This window comes from Enterovibrio paralichthyis (genome assembly GCF_019209835.1).
GTDB lineage: Bacteria > Pseudomonadota > Gammaproteobacteria > Enterobacterales > Vibrionaceae > Enterovibrio > Enterovibrio paralichthyis.
The window spans coordinates 41,517-58,726 of the sequence record NZ_JAHUTS010000019.1; the positions used below are offsets into that span (position 1 = coordinate 41,517).

General features: G+C 46.3%; 14 protein-coding genes. 11 read left to right on the forward strand and 3 right to left on the reverse strand.

Annotated elements, in window-relative coordinates; genetic code table 11:
* The first annotated feature begins 161 nt into the window (after window positions 1-161).
* The 7 genes from KU854_RS18425 to traN are packed head-to-tail and all read left to right on the forward strand — an operon-like array spanning window position 162 to window position 9,931.
* On the forward strand, window positions 162-854 hold the full coding sequence (locus KU854_RS18425) for a DsbC family protein (RefSeq protein WP_007105005.1): 693 nt from the start codon (window positions 162-164) through the stop codon (window positions 852-854).
* Window positions 854-3,253, forward strand: a complete 2,400-nt coding sequence (gene traC / locus KU854_RS18430; RefSeq protein ID WP_218359856.1) for a type IV secretion system protein TraC — start codon at window positions 854-856, stop codon at window positions 3,251-3,253. The genes KU854_RS18425 and traC overlap by 1 nt, the downstream gene beginning before the upstream one ends.
* On the forward strand, window positions 3,246-3,593 hold the full coding sequence (locus KU854_RS18435) for a hypothetical protein (protein WP_004249366.1): 348 nt from the start codon (window positions 3,246-3,248) through the stop codon (window positions 3,591-3,593). Before traC ends, KU854_RS18435 begins: the two co-directional genes overlap by 8 nt.
* A complete protein-coding gene (locus tag KU854_RS18440) occupies window positions 3,577-4,089 on the forward strand; it encodes a S26 family signal peptidase (RefSeq protein ID WP_218359857.1) in 513 nt (170 codons plus the stop codon). The genes KU854_RS18435 and KU854_RS18440 overlap by 17 nt, the downstream gene beginning before the upstream one ends.
* A 10-nt stretch (window positions 4,090-4,099) precedes the next feature.
* Window positions 4,100-5,224, forward strand: a complete 1,125-nt coding sequence (locus tag KU854_RS18445) for a TrbC family F-type conjugative pilus assembly protein (protein WP_048608537.1) — start codon at window positions 4,100-4,102, stop codon at window positions 5,222-5,224.
* Complete coding sequence (locus KU854_RS18450; protein WP_218359858.1) at window positions 5,208-6,236, forward strand: TraU family protein; 1,029 nt, start codon at window positions 5,208-5,210, stop codon at window positions 6,234-6,236. The genes KU854_RS18445 and KU854_RS18450 overlap by 17 nt, the downstream gene beginning before the upstream one ends.
* Before the next feature lie 2 nt (window positions 6,237-6,238).
* The gene (traN, locus tag KU854_RS18455; RefSeq protein WP_218359859.1) at window positions 6,239-9,931 is read left to right on the forward strand and encodes a conjugal transfer protein TraN; all 3,693 of its coding nucleotides are present in this window, start codon (window positions 6,239-6,241) and stop codon (window positions 9,929-9,931) included.
* A gap of 515 nt (window positions 9,932-10,446) precedes the next feature.
* Here traN and KU854_RS18460 read toward each other — a convergent pair.
* The 3 genes from KU854_RS18460 to KU854_RS18470 form a co-directional block, all read right to left on the reverse strand.
* Window positions 10,447-13,197, reverse strand: coding sequence for a restriction endonuclease (locus KU854_RS18460; RefSeq protein WP_218359860.1), 2,751 nt, complete (start codon window positions 13,195-13,197; stop codon window positions 10,447-10,449).
* Between the two features lie 325 nt (window positions 13,198-13,522).
* Window positions 13,523-14,206 (reverse strand): endonuclease, encoded by a 684-nt coding sequence (locus tag KU854_RS18465; RefSeq protein WP_218359861.1) that lies wholly within the window; start codon window positions 14,204-14,206, stop codon window positions 13,523-13,525.
* 108 nt (window positions 14,207-14,314) lie between these two features.
* Window positions 14,315-14,917: a hypothetical protein gene (locus tag KU854_RS18470; RefSeq protein ID WP_218359862.1), complete on the reverse strand. Its 603-nt coding sequence runs from the start codon at window positions 14,915-14,917 to the stop codon at window positions 14,315-14,317.
* Between the two features lie 367 nt (window positions 14,918-15,284).
* Between KU854_RS18470 and KU854_RS18475 the strand changes: the two genes are divergently transcribed.
* The 4 genes from KU854_RS18475 (at window position 15,285) to KU854_RS18490 (ending at window position 17,169) form a co-directional block, all read left to right on the forward strand.
* Window positions 15,285-15,611 carry a plasmid-related protein gene (locus KU854_RS18475; RefSeq protein WP_067206285.1) on the forward strand — a complete coding sequence of 109 codons (327 nt, stop codon included), beginning with the start codon at window positions 15,285-15,287 and terminating at the stop codon, window positions 15,609-15,611.
* Window positions 15,612-15,626: 15 nt separating this feature from the next.
* Entirely contained in the window at window positions 15,627-16,046 is a 420-nt protein-coding gene (locus tag KU854_RS18480; RefSeq protein ID WP_218359863.1) for a single-stranded DNA-binding protein, read from the forward strand.
* 79 nt (window positions 16,047-16,125) lie between these two features.
* Window positions 16,126-16,944: a phage recombination protein Bet gene (bet, locus tag KU854_RS18485; RefSeq protein WP_218359864.1), complete on the forward strand. Its 819-nt coding sequence runs from the start codon at window positions 16,126-16,128 to the stop codon at window positions 16,942-16,944.
* Window positions 16,945-17,025: 81 nt separating this feature from the next.
* Window positions 17,026-17,169 carry a hypothetical protein gene (locus KU854_RS18490; protein ID WP_008844794.1) on the forward strand — a complete coding sequence of 48 codons (144 nt, stop codon included), beginning with the start codon at window positions 17,026-17,028 and terminating at the stop codon, window positions 17,167-17,169.
* Window positions 17,170-17,210 lie beyond the last annotated feature (41 nt).

Genomic DNA, 17,210 nt, shown 5'->3' on the forward strand with positions numbered 1-17,210 from the left:
AAGCCTGTAAGGCTGCCAGAATGAAAGCTATATCTGAACTAATAGTGCGTAACAACAAGTGGCACCCTAGCAAGGCATCCAATTCTTCAATCTATCTAACCGAGTCCACATAGGACAACTGCATAGACTGGAGCCTCGATTTACATTAACGAGGACTCCTCATGCGAAAACTATCTCCAATTATTCTGGCGCTTGCGCTGTCTCCATTGGTTCAAGCTGAACCTGTGTCTGAAGTGTCGCCCGTTGGCAGAATTGACGGCATGGTTTCTTTACCTGTCACGGGTATGAAAGCGGTCGAAAGCAATGGCCGTATTGTTTTCATGTCAGACAGTGGCCGGTTCGTCATTGATGGCACGCTCTATGATGCCTGGTCGAAAAAGCCGCTTACCAGTCTTGAAGAAATTCGTGAAGCGGGGAACACGCTGGACTTAAGTCGTCTTGGCTTAAAAATGGATGATTTGAACCCACTGACGCTGGGCGAAGGCAAAAAGAAAGTGGTGGTCTTTGTTGATCCACGATGCCCGCACTGCCATGAGCTTTTGAAACAAGCTTTACCGCTAACCAAAGAATACACCTTCCAAATACTCCCTGTGCCAGTGCTTGGTCCTGATTCAGAGCGTCAGGTTCGCCAGCTTGGCTGTGCGCGTGACAAGAAAGCGGCCACCGATGCATTGCTCAATGGCCGGATTGGTAACCTAGAACAGGATGATGCCTGCAACTTAGAGCCAATGCAGCGTACCTTGGTGACGGCTCAAATCCTGGGCATTCAAGGTGTGCCTTTCATTGTCGCCAATGATGGTCGCATCAGCCGAGGCCGTCCTTATGACCTTTCTGCTTGGTTGGAGGGGCGTTAATGAAAGCCTCTCTGTATTCAGGGCAACGCGCTTCAGAGCTCTTGCCAGTATTGGCCTATTCAGACGATGAGCAACTGTTTTTCATGGAAGACCAGAGTGTTGGCTTTGGTTTTCTATGTGACCCATTGCCGGGTGGTGATGAGTCTGTTGCAGATAGGGTTAATGTTCTACTCAACAACGACTGGCCAAAAGACACTTTGCTGCAATTTGGCCTGTACGCCTCGCCTGATATTCAAACCGACATTCAGCGAATGATGGGCTTACGGCATCGTCAATCTGATCCATTGCTCAGGGCGTCTATTCGCAAACGTGCGGATTTCCTCGATGGGGGCACGGTTCAACCGATAGAAGAATCGACCCAGACTCAGGTACGCAACTTTCAACTGATCGTCACCTGCAAATTGCCTTTGGAAAGTCCTATACCGACGGAGCGTGAGTTGAGTCGAGCATCCGCGCTTCGGGCTTCTTTCTCGCAAGCGCTGGCAACGGTTGGTTTTCGCGTCACTGAGATGACTGACCGAAATTGGCTCGCGGCATTAAGTGCGCAACTTAACTGGGGAAAAGATGCTTCTTGGCGCAATCCATCTCCAATCCGCAGTGAGGCAGATAAACCACTTCGAGAGCAAGTGTTGGATTATGACCGAGCTATCAAGGTGGATAGCCAAGGTCTGATGCTGGGCGATTACCGAGTTAAAACCTTATCGTTTAAGCGCTTGCCTGAGCGGATCTGGTTTGGTCATGCCGCAAGTTTTGCGGGCGATATGATGACGGGCAGTCGCGGTTTACGCGGCAGCTTTTTGCTGAATGTCACCATTCACTTTCCTTCAGCCGAGGCCATGCGATCTCGTTTAGAGACGAAGCGTCAATGGGCGGTCAATCAGGCCTATGGCCCGATGCTCAAGTTTGTGCCGGTGCTTGCAGCCAAGAAAAAGGGATTTGATGTTCTTTTTGAAGCCTTGCAAGAAGGTGATCGTCCTATTCGGGCAAACATGACCTTAACGCTGTTTTCCCAAACGGAAGAAGCGTCCATCAGCTCTGTTTCAAATGCTCGAGCTTATTTCAAAGAACTCGGATTTGAGCTGATGGAAGACAAGTACTTCTGTTTGCCCATTTTTCTGAATGCCCTGCCATTTGGTGCCGACCGCCAGGCGATGAACGACTTGTTTCGATTCAAGACCATGGCGACACGACATGTGATCCCACTGTTGCCTTTGTTTGCAGATTGGAAAGGCACGGGCACGCCAGTGATTAACTTTGTTTCCCGTAATGGCCAGATCATGAGTGTGTCCCTTTATGACTCGGGCAGTAATTACAACTGTTGCATCGCGGCGCAATCGGGGTCGGGTAAGTCATTCCTGGTGAACGAAATCATCTCCTCCTACTTATCTGAAGGCGGCCAATGCTGGGTGATTGATGTTGGCCGCTCTTATGAAAAGCTGTGTGAAGTCTATGACGGTGAGTTCTTACAGTTCGGGCGGGACAGTGGCATTTGCTTGAATCCGTTTGAAATTGTTGAGGACTATGACGAAGAAGCGGATGTGCTGGTTGGGCTATTGGCCGCAATGGCTGCACCTACGCAGTCATTAACTGATTTTCAGATGGCCAACCTAAAGCGTCAGACCCGTGAACTTTGGGAGAAAAAAGCTCGTGCCATGTTGGTTGATGATGTGGCTGAGGCCTTAAAAAGTCATGAAGACCGTCGTGTGCAAGACGTGGGTGAGCAGCTCTATCCGTTTACGACACAGGGCGAATATGGCCGTTTCTTTAATGGTCACAACAATATTCGTTTCAAAAACCGTTTCACCGTTCTGGAGTTAGAAGAGCTCAAGGGACGCAAGCACCTGCAACAAGTGGTGTTGCTTCAGCTTATCTACCAAATCCAACAAGAGATGTACTTAGGTGAGCGTGATCGTCGCAAGATTGTGTTCATTGACGAAGCCTGGGATCTGCTGACTCAAGGTGATGTCGGTAAGTTCATCGAGACGGGTTACCGTCGATTTCGAAAATATGGCGGCAGTGCTGTAACGGTAACGCAGTCGGTCAACGATTTGTATGACAGCCCTACAGGTAAAGCCATCGCTGAAAACTCGGCCAATATGTACCTGCTTGGTCAAAAAGCTGAAACCATCAACGCGCTCAAAAAAGAAGGCCGCTTGCCACTAGGTGAAGGCGGTTATGAATACCTGAAAACCGTTCATACCGTCACTGGTGTCTATTCCGAAATTTTCTTTATTACCGAAATGGGCACCGGGATTGGCCGCCTCATCGTCGATCCGTTTCACAAGCTGTTGTACTCGTCCCGTGCAGAAGATGTAAATGCGATTAAGCAGTTAACGCGCAAAGGCCTTTCTGTTGCTGATGCCATCTCCCAGTTGTTGAAGGAGCGAGGCTATGAATAAGTCCACGCTTTGGCCATTTATGGCCTCTATTACTTTGTCTATTGCTGGTAGCGGTTTAATGACCAGCTGGCTCTTAATGAAAACACTCGAACCCATCCACAGCCAGTTGGCGTTAAGTACGCCCATTGCAGTCGTGGATTTTGGGGAGGCGGTGTTGTCACTGGGCCCCAATGCCAGCGAACAAGACATCGAATCCAGGTTGCTTCAGACCAATCAACAAATTGAAAAGCTAAAAGCAGCCGGTTTTATCGTGCTGGATGCCCAAGCGGTGGTGGGTGCTGATGATTCCGTATTTGTGCCAGTAGGCTCAAAGGAGGTGTCTCATGCAGATACTCCGTAAAAGAATGCCTTGGCGGCCATATTTCATCCGTTTGACCGTTCTTGCGTTAATCATGGCCATGGTAGGCACCTACGCCATGATGCGCTACCGAATAGGTATTGATACCCAGCAAGAGCGCTGTCTGCCTGATACCACGGTGTATCTGATTGATCTATGGAATAAAGAGCCTGTTAAGGATGGTTTGTATGCCTTCCACTCAAAAGGACTCGCTCCGTTATATAACGACGGTACTCGTATGTTGAAACGCCTAACAGGGATGCCTGGGGATGAAGTCAATGTGACGCCTGAGCATGTGCTGGTGAACGGTGCTGAAGTCTCAACCGGCATGGCATTAGCCCAGCGTCTTGGTGTGGCTGAAACAGAATTTAGCCGCTCATTGACGCTGCAAGAAAACGAATATTGGTTTTCCGGCGAGGCTGCTACGAGTTTCGACTCCCGCTATTGGAATGCCGTTAAGCGCGAGCAGATTGTTGGTCGCGCTTGGCCGCTTTGGTAGGAGGTGGAAGATGAGAAGACTATGCCTCTTATTTTTGTTGGTTGCGCCATTGGCTTTTAGTCAAGTGTCCTGGGCACAAGAGCCTTATCCGTTGTCTGACGAGGACAAAAAGATCGTCGAAATGAGCCGCAGCATTTTACAAAGTGCTGTGGATGGTTCATCTGAATTTATCGAGCCTTTTTCACCGATTGAACAACCTAAGTCGCTCAAACACAACGATGAATGGTTGATATTTGCGTCGTCCTCACTGGGGGATTCCTCACTGATGCAGCTATTTAAAGAGGCCAGTGCTACCGGCGCTATTGTGTTGTTTCGGGGAATTCCTGAAGGAAAGACCTTGGGGGCGGCTATCCGTGATTGGCATACCCTGATGGCGGGACTTGATCCTGTTCCTCAGGTTCGAATCGATCCGAAAGCCTTTGTGCACTGGCGGGTGACTAGCGTGCCTGCCATTTTCCGCATAGAAGATGACAAGGTGACTGCAAGTGCACTAGGGGTTTACAGCAAGGACTGGTTGCAACGTCAAATTGAAACAGGCAATACCGGATCTTTGGGTCAACGCGGTCCGATTCATTCCATTTTAGAACCGGATTTGATGCAAGTGGCGATGCAGCGTTTACAGTCGCTTGACCTGGGCGCGTTAAAGAAAAAAGCCATTGAGCGTTTCTGGTCTCGCCAAACTTTCACTGACTTACCCAAAGCCACGCAGTATCGGATAAGAATGGTTGATCCAACCATCGTCATGAAGCGGCCACTATTGGATGCCAATGGCCGAACATTGATCCCAGCAGGAACGCGTATTAACCCGCTCAAAGCCTTGCCATTTACTCAGCAGCTTGTGGTGTTTAATGCGTCGGACGCTGAAGAAGTGGACGCAGTTTCGCATTGGCTTGAGGGCCAAGATAGGACACTGCGCCGCATTACGCTTATCACCACGCAGCTCGACCGTGCTCAAGGTTGGAATAGCCTCAATGCGCTCGAAAAGACATTGGACAGTCCGGTTTACCTTCTCAATGCCTCGCTAAAGCAGCGCTTTGATTTGCAAGTCACCCCGTCGTTTGTTCAAGCAAAGGGGCTCGCGTTTGAAATAGAAGAAATTCCAGCAAAGGAGCTTGTTCATGCAAAAGCTCAATAATACGTATCGTCTGATGCGGACTCTCGTTGTCATGCTTGTCCTGGGCGCATCTATTCCTGCAAAAGCCGAACTGACCTGCCCAGACGCGGGTTTATTGTCTGGCAAGTTGCTGACGGATGTTTGCTGGTCATGCATTTTTCCTATCCGGGTTGCAGGGCTTCCTCTTGGCTCTGGCAATGTCCCAAGCGGCGCATCAAACAAGTCATTTTGCTTATGTGAAGACAACTTAGGTGTGCCAAGGCCAGGTATTGCTACCAGCATGTGGGAGCCAGCGCGTTTGATTGAACTGGTCAGAACGCCAGGTTGTTCGCCTTCACTGGGAGGGATTCGTTTACCGTTAGGTGATAGGCGATTGCAAGGTGGTCATGGTGAAGGTGAATACGATACCGGTGATCTTGCTTTCTACCATTACCATTATTACGCCTTTCCGCTTTTGGTCATGCTCGATTTGTTCATGGATGGCAATTGCAATGCCGATGGTTACATGGATTTTGACTTGATGTATTTGTCGGAATTGGACCCAACATGGCTGAACGATGAACTGGCCTTTTTTACTCAGCCTGAAGCTGCTGCTGTTGCTAATCCATTGGCTATCTCTGCTTGTACCGCTGACGCTGCTTCATCAACGCTTGGTAAACCCATCGACCAGTTGTTTTGGTGTGCTGGCAGTTGGGGCCATCTCTATCCGTTATCTGGCCACACCTTAGCCTTTGGTTCATTAGCAGAAAACACCAGCCATTTAGCGGCGCGTGCAATCGCGGCTCAACACAGGCGTGGTCTTGCAAGACGAACAATGGGGAACAGTGCGCTATGCCGACCTGTTATCGAACCCATGCTGCCGAAATCCCAATACAAGATGAGTATGTTCTTCCCTGTACCGGAAACTGAAAGTGCGCATGTCATCGGTGAAAGCACCATGAAATGGGGAGAGTGGCGAACAATCTCTGGTGCCGGTGAAGATGCGCTCTACATTTTGTGGCGCTGGCAAGACTGCTGTAACTCGGGAGGTTAAATATGAAACCAACACTTTTTACCCGAGTTTTAGCGGGTGTTTTATCAATCACTATGGCGTGCTTGCCCTTACATGGTGTGGCCGCTGATGTACAGCGCCAATCCGGCCTACGCGGACAACAAGAAGGTAAGCAATTGCTGCAAAACTGGACGATGCCCGCACTCAATGGCAATACATTGTCGGTGCCGAATGGCGGTGGTAATGAGTCCATTAACTTGCAAGAGCTTTTCCCTGGTATGGATCAGGGCTCATTGGATGTCTTAACGGGCGTTTATGGCTCTGATGCCAGCATGAATCAATTGGGGACACAGCGCCAAGAGAGCATGGCATCCGAAAGTGGCGCTACGGGTGAAGCGTTTCGGTCTCTACAGCAAATCAAAGACAGGTCTCGGCCAGATATGGTCAATGATCCGCTTTGGGCATTAACCGATGCGGTTCAAACTGACCCAAATCTATTAACGCAAAGCTTCCCAGGCTGTGAGTCTCAAGGTGAAGGCAGCCCAAACTACCAGCAATGCGACAGGCTCAATACAGCGGTTAACAGCTGCACTATCACTCACGATTACACGGCAGGTATCATTGAGCATGTTTCAGGGCCGATGAACCTTCGCTCTTGTGGTGAAGGGTGTCTTGAAGTTTGGATAGGACGAATTGGTGACAACTACTGGAGTGGTAGTTGTAAAGTGTTCGAACAGGCCATCACACTCAAAGTCGTGAATCCCGATGCGATTACCTCAGCCGTACTTGAGTACGCCAAATGGGATGACTACATGCAAGTGTGGCTTGGTGATCAGAAAGTCTGGTCTGGGCCGAACAATAACTTTCCACCAGAAACGGCAGGTCGCTGCGAGCTTAGTACCAGTTGGGAACGCAATCCTAATACTGACCTCACCGCCAAGCTAAAAGCGGTAGAGCCCGGTTTAGAAGTGCCAGTCAAAATTCGCGTATCGGTAACGGGTAGTGGTGAGGGCTATGCACGCATCAAGGTGCGCTTTGATCCAACCAAGGTGGTGATGAATGATAGTTGGTCACCGCAATCCTGTATTGAACAAGCAGCGGATATCCCGACGAAGTTTTCAGACTACAGCATTCAATGTACGGATCAGCCGTCATCAACCAACGGATGTACGGTGGTCAATGGTGTTTCAGTTTGTGAATCCTATTTTGCCCCAAGCCCAGTGACTGGCATATCGCCTTTGTGTCGGCGTGTACAAGTAAGTGTGGATGACGAAAGCTATAGAGGGATTGAAAATCAGGCCTGCCAAGTGCTTGAAACGAATCCTTCCTGTGGATTCATGTCGTCAGAATGTGCCGAAACCAATGATAAAGATGAATGTATTCGTTTTACCGATACCTATGACTGTGGATTGCAAACCAGCGATCCAAAGTGTGTGGTATCCAATCTTATGCCGAGTAGTTTTGAGGCCTGTGAGCCTACTCAGAAGATTACGCCATTTACTGAAACCAAGCATGTACCGGATTACCAGGTGTGCGAGAAGATCAGCACGCTTACTCAGTGTCAGTTAGAGCGACGTGTATCCGCTGAAACCCATCAACAAAGCTGGTCCATTGAGCGTGGTTGCTTTAGCTCCGAAACGCTCAGTTTTGTTCCACAGCACAGCAGTACTATGCAAACTGGAAACGCGACGCTGAGGATTTTTGATAATCAAAATACTGAGATAAAAGTCACCGAGTCGCCATCCAAGGCAAATGGTTGGAAAACGACACTCTCACTGACGGGCAATAAGGAAACGGTGACTGAGACGAAACCGTCGATTAAGTACCCTGAAATGACCTGTCCAAAAGGAACCTTGGTTGGCTCATTGTGCAAGGTCGTTAATGGGTCGATTATTTCGTGGCATGAACCCCAGGAAGTCACTCGTTCCAGATGTGAATTCGGCTGGAACAAAGTCGATTTCGATACTTGCAGCCGAGAAGTTCAGAAGTGTTTGGCTCCTGCGAAACTGAGCGCTTCATTGACCTTCTCTGGCAAGTACTTAGAGCAGGAGGTAGTTCATCAATCAAGTGATCTGGGCATAGACCAATGCTTGATGCAAACGGATCAGTTTACTGCGGTGCAGTGGCAGTGTTTGGATACGGGCACAAAACGAATCGACGAGTTAACGGTTGGTAGTGGCGAGTTGGCCAATCTTGGAAGCCTTTATCCGGCGGTAGTTTCGTCTCCTGCTCATTTAACCAGTCGCGGCAGTTCTGATGGACTGGGGCTCTCATGCTGGAGGGCAAGAGCGACCTACAATGCTTCGACTGCTCATCCAGAGTTCAACATGGGCAGCTCAGATAGCTGGGTAGATGCCAATGGTAATACACAAACCATCGTCAATAACGGACAAAACACGACCACCAATACGTGTTCCGCGCTGGAGCAAAACCCGGCCTGCCAGTATGTCAGAACCGAATGCACTGAAGGCGGGGCTGGTCATGAAGGCTTCTGTTATATCCAAAGTTTGGTGTATGACTGCGGACAAAGCGTTGAAGTGCAAAACGCTCGAATGGAAACTCAATACAACTGTGAGGGGCCAGTTCGCTGTATGGGCACAGATTGTTTAGAGCCAGAGTCAATTAAGCAGGCTAACTTTGCAGAAGCCGCTGCGATGCTTAATGCGGCGCAATTTATGACCAATGATATGTCATGCACGGGAGCTGATGGCCAAGATAACGTCGAGTGTACGGTTTTTAAAGGTAATGCAGGCCAGTGCAAAAAAGCCGTTGGCGGTATAGTGGATTGCTGTGAAAAGCCAAGTGGCGTGTCGTTATCGGATTACATCACGATGATAGTGGCAGTTAACAAGCTTGATACAGCAGTCATGGCCATGAATCCGTCGTCGGCAATCTATGGTTCGTGGAATACGCTTAGGGAACCGATAACGAGTACTTGGAGTGCGGTTAAAGAGCCTTTTGTGTCTGCATGGGACTCTCTCATGGGGGCTGGGCCATCAACGGCTGCTGGCGCGGGAGCGGAGCAAGCTGCGACAGGCTTCATGCAGGTGTTGACCAACAAAACGGCTGAATGGGTAGGCACTACCTTTGGTTCGGGGGCGCAATCGGCACTGTTTAGTAACGTTGGTGGCGCGGTTGGAGCCGATGGTGTCGTTTCTGGCGGCAACTTTGCCCTGGGTGGCGCTGCGGGCGCGGTTCTGAGTACGGTTATGACGGCCTACATGATTTACTCAGTCACCATGATCCTCATTCAGCTTATCTGGAAATGTGAGCAGAGTGAGTTTGAAATGAACGCCAAGCGGGTATTGAAGAGTTGCCATTACGTGGGCTCTTACTGCAAGTCTAAATTCTTAGGTGCCTGTGTTGAGAAACGGCAATCATATTGCTGCTTTACTTCGCCGCTTTCACGGATCATTCAAGAACAAGTGCGTCCGCAACTTGGTCTTGGCTGGGGCAGTGCCAAGTCACCAAACTGTGAAGGTTTGACCGCGAGTCAGTTAAACCAAGTGAATTGGAGCCAAGTCAATTTGGATGAATGGATAGGTATCTTGTCAATAACAGGCAACCTACCAGAAATACCGTCACTGGATTTGGAAAGACTCACTGGCTCAGGAAGTACGCTAAACGTTGATGGTAATCGTCAGAGTGCCGCAAACAGAGCTATTGAAAGGCTAAACGGAATGGATGCTCAGAAATTGCGCCAGGAGGCGACGGAAGAAATTTCGGGGAACAATTAAAAGAAATTGCTCCGTTAGCCTGGTTTTGCAGGGCTAATGGAGCATATAAAAAATAATAAATATGCATTGAATTAACTACGACTAATTTGTGTCAGATGTGTTTGTAGTAGGAGCGATAAAAGGGTTTGACTTCTCCGGACAGACAGCTTTGAGCGAGGAACTGAAGGTCGGACAAACACATTTTTGGACAGGCGTCCGTTAGATCTTATGCCATAAAGCGTCGACTTCGGATAAGCTGCACTTGGCAAAACCCTATTAACTAGCCACTGACACAGAAGAGGGTGAACCGGAAAATGACACGCACCGCAACTTCTTTATTGACCCTGTTGGAACGAGAATAAGGCACTTGATTAGCAACACATCAACTTAGCAAAATCACCCAAAATACAAACTACTTTTTCATGTTATAAACGATCTGTTCTTGTAGTAACTTACTAATGATTTTTATATCTAATACCAACGCCGCGCTCTGAGGCAAGTTTGGAGCGCAACGGATAACTTGTACGACTGGGATATCAGGTTCGCCCAGGACATTTGGGTATTTCAGAATTAACTTTCCCTTCGTACAACCAAAGGGCCCACTGTCTAATCGAACCACCATTCCTTATTCTAGAAGCCTCAGCCCAAGAAAGGTTATACTTATCAGATAGGTAATTTCCAATATCTTTTCCTGAAATATCGTTATTTGATTCAATCAATTTTACAATTTCTAGAAGAATACTTTCTGAATTTGCACTTATCCAAATAGCTTCACTAAAGTTTGAGAACTTATTAATCCTATCTAGAGCTAACATGTAACTATTTTTTTCAATAATAACAAGTTCAAATCGCTTTAGAACTGCAAGTGCGTTTCGATAGCCTTTCGGCTTCTCTTCTTCCTTAGCTACATCTCCATTTTCTTTCAACCAATTTAATGTCTCTAAGACTAAGGCTGGTGATGCGGGGGCAGTAAATATATTACTCTTTCTTCGCCTCCGTTCTGATTTTAGTCTTTCAGTAACGACATCCCCCTGATCACGGTATACCCAGCCATTACCTGACACCTCTATAAATCCGCATAACTCTAACCACCGACAAAGCCTAACTGTATAACTATGCCATGTTTTTTCAGCATATTTGTTGTGGGGAAATAATTGTTTCAGAGTTTCAATTAGAGCATTAACCGTCACAGAAGAGCGGGAAGCTTTTTCTTTAAAGGCATGTGTAAAAGCATGCTTTTTGAATTTTTCTCGTATGGCTTTTAGAATACTAGCTTCATTACCTTCTAAGATATCTTCACTAAGCGAATAAAGGCCGCCCTCCCTGTTAGCAACCCCAAACATAACCATATCAGAACCAATATTTTGAATTGTTCCTTCAGATAATGTTGCTTTTCCTGATAGATCTTGTATTGAAAGTTTAACCCCATGATCAAGGTATCTAACCACTTTGTATAATGATGAAAAATCAGTAGACGGAAGATACCTCAAAGGTATAACAGGGACATTCCCTGTTAATATGTACTCTCTGAAAATATCCCAGTAGACATTCAGTCTATCACCACTCCTGATGACCAATCGTCTATTAATAAGTGACTTTAAAGTATCAGGACCTGATGTTTCGATTATCTCAAACCAGTCAACTGGCGCTCGTTGAGCTATTAGTTTTAAACAAGCTGCTTCACCCGGCTCAAGCTCTTCCATATCTTCTTTAAACAAACTTGCAATATCTAGCTTATTCTCTAGCAAGTCGTTCTGATCAAAACCATTATCAATTTTATCATAAAGGTGAATACACAACTTTTTTAGTAGCCAAGGGTATCCCTGACTACTTGCAATTAGGTTGTGTTTCAAATCAGTGTGTAACTTCTGGTTAATTTCTTTTTCAAATATACTTATCGCAGCGCCGGACTCGCCATCAGAAAAAGGGACTAATTTTCTAGTGACACGATAATCTGAAAGTTGATGCCAAAAGAAATAAGCAGGGTGCTCACTATGAGTTGTACTATCAGTTTTCCAAGCAAAGCCTAAGCAAAAATTAAGTTTAATAGATGCTGCATTTAGTAGTAATGACTTGGCTTTTTCAAATACTTCAAATAGCTCTGGTTTAGAATATAGCTCTTCAAACTGATCAAAAACCAATGTTACGATCTGGTTTTTTGGTTCTAATGACTCTAAGAACACTCGAATTGCTTCAGAATTAAGCGGACTACCAACATCAGATAGTATTAGATTGATATTTTGATCACCAAAGCCAGACTTTTGTGCGCTTTTCAAAGCATTCAATAATGAAGAGTAGATATACTCTGGGCCTGTCGCTGCACGAACATCAACAGGGAAAACAAAAAATTTATTCTTATTCTGATAATTTCCCGCTTTACTTTTTAGCTTAGCTATAAACGAACTTTTCCCCATTCCAGAATTCCCTGTTATGGCGAAAATTCGAGTGTTGGTTTTCTTTTCCTTAATGTTTTTTAAAAACTCAAATATATAGTTTATATCTTTCGTTCTACCGACAAAATCCTGAGGTCGAGCTGGGCGATAATCAGTCCATGCATCACCAGTTTGTACCTGAACAACATCTACTACTTTAGGTGTTTCTATTTCAGTAGTTCTGGCTGCTTGGCTTTTCATAAGAGAAAAGTCTAGCTTATTTAAACTAGTATCTGTTTCTGAAAGGTTTTCTAGAAGCTTGGGGTCGGTTACCAATTCATTTTTATTTGCGTAATAACATATCACTCCAGAAGGAATACCACCTGATAATGTTGCAGCAGCCCAAAACATTCCATATTTTGTGACTAATAATACCCATTCTCCAATAAGATTTTCACTGCCAGCATATTCTGATGCTTTATCCTCTGGCCGACTTTTTATTACTCCAGCACTAATAAGTGATTCAATAACTTTCTCAGGATCATAAAAACTTAACTTGGTTGCTTGTTCTTGTGGTTTATTTTTCCATTCTTTAACGAAGCCCTTTGCTTCTTTTCCATAGTCGCCAGTGGCGATAAGCCACGCTTCTGAATAATCCTTAAAAATCAGTGTGCCAGCTAGGTTCTTGAGAATATTTGCATCGATATTTTTGTCCCGATATGCCTTGCACTCTACATATATTTCTTTGCCACTGATTTTGTGACGACATAACAAGTCTAACTCTACAGCAGTAAATCTTATTTCTTTGATAACTTCATACGACTGCGCCTTCAAGAGCTTTTCAGTTAGCTCTTCCAGAAGATCGCCTCTCTCTTTAGGTGAGGCCGACTCATTTAGTGCAACTTCTATTTTCATTAAATATTTCCGTATTCGTTAACGTACGCAAGAACCTATCAACTATTAGATCCCTAAATGGGGAGTTTAAACACCTCATTTGGGAATTCGTAGGCCTTAGGTGAATGCCAACAGTCAGTATAAAAACATGTTTTTAATAAGATATCATAGATTTGATCAAAACCGAGAACGACAAAATACAACTATGCGTGTTATTTCTACACGCCTCACGATTAGTAATAGGAAGTCTAACTAAACTCTTGGGATGAGATGGAATGCGTTTGCCTTCGCCAGGACGGGAAAGGGCAAAAGCGAGTTGAACGAAGCCTGTTTCAGCTAGTTTTCATTAACAGCTATCTGATACATAGCAATTAGACTTACCTTGAATGCCTCTAATCCTCGAATCACGTACTTTTTCCCATTCATCAGCGGGGTCCATTCTTGACCAAGCTTCAAATAGCTGAGTTTGTTGCCTGCTTAGTCTTAGGCCGTATTGATCTCGCATGTAGAAATAGATTCTAGCAATATCACCCTGACGGTTAGCTGGCGGTTCTACTCGACGGTCTTTGAAATCAACTTCGAAATCACATTGACCATAGGATCTTGGTTCATTCGGAATCATACCAAATCGAAAATTTGATCTATCCCCATTGAGTTCTCCTACAGATGGTACAAGGTTATGGAGATCCGACACCATTTTAGAAAACTCAGGATCATTCTTTTCACAGTTCCGACGACCACCATTTTGCCAGCATTGGCGTTGATGGCCAATTTCCCAAGCTGAGACAACGTGCTCCCACTCTAAGCGTTCTCCTCGTTTCGGTTGCTTCCTTGGTTCATATCCGCAAGATGCAGCATCAATCGCACCATCATTGTTATAGCTACATCCACAGTAAAACGTACTCTGGTTGTCTTGGTAAATTTCTCGGGCAAATCGTTTTGCCTGGCTGAACGATGTTGGGTGTTCTGCAAATGCAGGGATAGCGAACAACGCTATTAAGAAGGTAACGAGAAAATTAGTTCTATTCATGTAAATTGGCCAAAAATGACAGTTAAATTCATTTTAATGATTTTGATAGAAAATACAGCAAGATGAAGAGCCCCTTCGAGAGGGGCTGGTTGATGGGAGCCTAGTTGGCTAGTTGGCGGGGTTATCTGTTTCCTCTTCAGTGATATCGTCATCGGTTGAAGGCACCGCTTGCTCAACTTCTGCTTCTTTACCCTTAGCTTGGGCTGATTTTCGTGCTCGAATTTCGATATCAATTATGCGTCGAGCCAGTTTGATGATGCGCTGTTGCCATGCGTAGTTGCCATCAACACGTTGCTTGTTGCTAAGCACGCTAGACAACCAGAGTGTGTCCATTGAGATCATCAACGCATCGAGTTTGCGAACTAAGCCGACAAACTGGCCAACCTGAGGCGAGCTGATTTTGGCGATGAAGGTAATCGGGTCGGTGTAGTCAGGTACTTCATCGATGCCGTTGGACTCCATCAGTTTGTCCAAACGAGCTTGTTCTTTGTCTACCGCCTTAGCGCAATCCTCGATCAACTGGCTAATGATCTGTTCCACTTCATCAATTTCGTTCTCATCGCCAATGATGCGTAGGATGACATCGATTCCGTAAAGCGCACTGACCGTGCGCCTAAAAACACGGTCAACGACACGTTGCGCCTGTAAGCTGTTAATTGTGAATGATTGTTCAAAGATGGGTTTTGAGTAATTGGGTTTTGCTTGGGCCATAAGTTTGCTCCTGATATGACAATAATCAGTCCCTAGACTAATCCTCTGTGAGGTAATGGCCTTTCAGCTAGGTGGAAGAATTGAGCATCTTTCTAACTATCCTGTCTGGATAAGACGGTTACACTGACTATCAAATATTGCTGATCTGTTTCAGTGATATCTGCGCCTGAGAGCATGAGCTCAAAGGAAGCCCGCCGCTGAGTTTTCTCAGTGGTACTAAGAGGTAGCTAGCCTCCTTAAACAAATAGCCTGCATGTTTTTACATGCTCAACCATGCGTTCCTTACGGTTCGCCTTTTCACCACCCAACTGGGGGAGTTTTCCCCAGTTGGGGGTGACTCCTTCAAAACCAACATAAGGAGTCACCAATGGAATATATCTTCGGATTTATTATCCAAATCGCAGGCATTATGTTACTTGCAAAACTGAGCTGGTCGCTTTTGCGATTGCTTGCTCGTCAAAGCGTGCGCCCGTTTCGATTTGTATTTACTCAAATCAAGCGGTTGCTCACACCAACACCAAAACGTCGTCCAATGGCAGTGCCTAAAGCTCCTGGTATGCCCCGTTTGACATCTGCGTTTTACAAAGAGCCACATCAGTACGACATGGCTTTACTCGAAATACCAACCTATCTGCGTCGTCAGTCTTCTTTGCCCAGCCGGGTAGAAGCGACTGTGTGCACAGAGTTCAACTAAGACGAGGAGAACATCATGAAAAACCAAGTAACACTCATAGGCTACGTTGGCTCTGAGCCAGAGACACGAGCCTATCCATCAGGTGATTTAGTGACCAGTATTTCACTGGCCACTTCTGAGAAATGGCGCGACCGTCAATCCAATGAGCTTAAAGAGCATACGGAATGGCATCGGATCGTTTTTCGAGACCGTGGTGGATTTAAGTTAGGGCTAAGAGCAAAAGATTTGATCCAAAAAGGAGCGAAGCTTTTTGTTCAAGGGCCTCAGCGCACGCGCTCATGGGAGAAAGATGGTATTAAGCATCGATTGACCGAAGTGGACGCGGACGAATTTCTGCTTCTTGATAGTGTGAACAAAGCATCCGAGCCATCACCGGCAGATGATGCGGGCTCCCAAGGTAATTGGGCACAAACATATCCTGAACCAGATTTTTAACTGAGCGAAAACGCTTTAACCCAGTCGGGAGTACTTTCCCGTCAGGGGCAGACTCCCACTTTGATTGTCGGAGTCCAAAATGGAAAAACCAAAGCTAATCCAACGCTTTGCTGAGCGCTTTAGTGTCGATCCAAATAAGTTGTTCGATACCCTAAAAGCAACAGCATTCAAGCAACGTGACGGTAGTGCACCGACCAATGAGCAGATGATGGCGCTCTTGGTGGTTGCAGATCAGTACGGCTTGAACCCTTTCACCAAAGAGATTTTTGCGTTCCCTGATAAACAAGCTGGAATTATTCCAGTGGTAGGTGTCGATGGATGGTCTCGCATCATCAATCAACACGACCAGTTTGATGGCATGGAGTTCAAGACTTCAGAAAACAAAGTCTCACTGGATGGCGCGAAAGAATGCCCTGAATGGATGGAATGCATCATCTATCGGCGCGACCGTTCGCACCCAGTCAAAATCACTGAGTATCTGGATGAAGTCTATCGACCGCCTTTTGAAGGTAACGGCAAAAATGGCCCTTACCGTGTAGATGGTCCATGGCAGACGCACACTAAGCGAATGCTAAGACATAAATCCATGATCCAGTGTTCCCGCATTGCGTTTGGCTTTGTGGGAATTTTCGATCAAGACGAAGCGGAGCGAATTATCGAAGGCCAAGCAACACACGTTGTTGAGCCATCTGTGATTCCACCTGCGCAAGTTGATGATCGAACCCGAGGGCTTGTTTACAAGCTTATCGAGCGGGCGGAAGCTTCAAACGCATGGAATAGTGCATTGGAATATGCCAATGAACATTTTCAAGGTGTTGAACTGACGTTTGCGAAACAAGAAATATTTAATGCACAGCAACAAGCAGCCAAAGCGCTCACACAGCCTGTAGCTTCTTAGCGCCACGCATTCATTTTACGAACCCTGGCGGGATTATTCTCCCGTCAGGGGGAAGGTCTCGTCTTTTTTTGGAGATCTTCCATGACTAAATCAGCCTCACTTTTTCGCTTGGTATTGGTTGTTGCCCTTGTCGTAGGTTCGATTCAAGCCGGTATAGCGGCAATTGATTCGGTTCAAGCAAGTGTTGTTCAGCACCAAACAGCGTTAGCACAAGCTGCAAAGTAACCACTTAACCCTGAAGGGGAGTTCTCTCCTTCGGGGGAGTC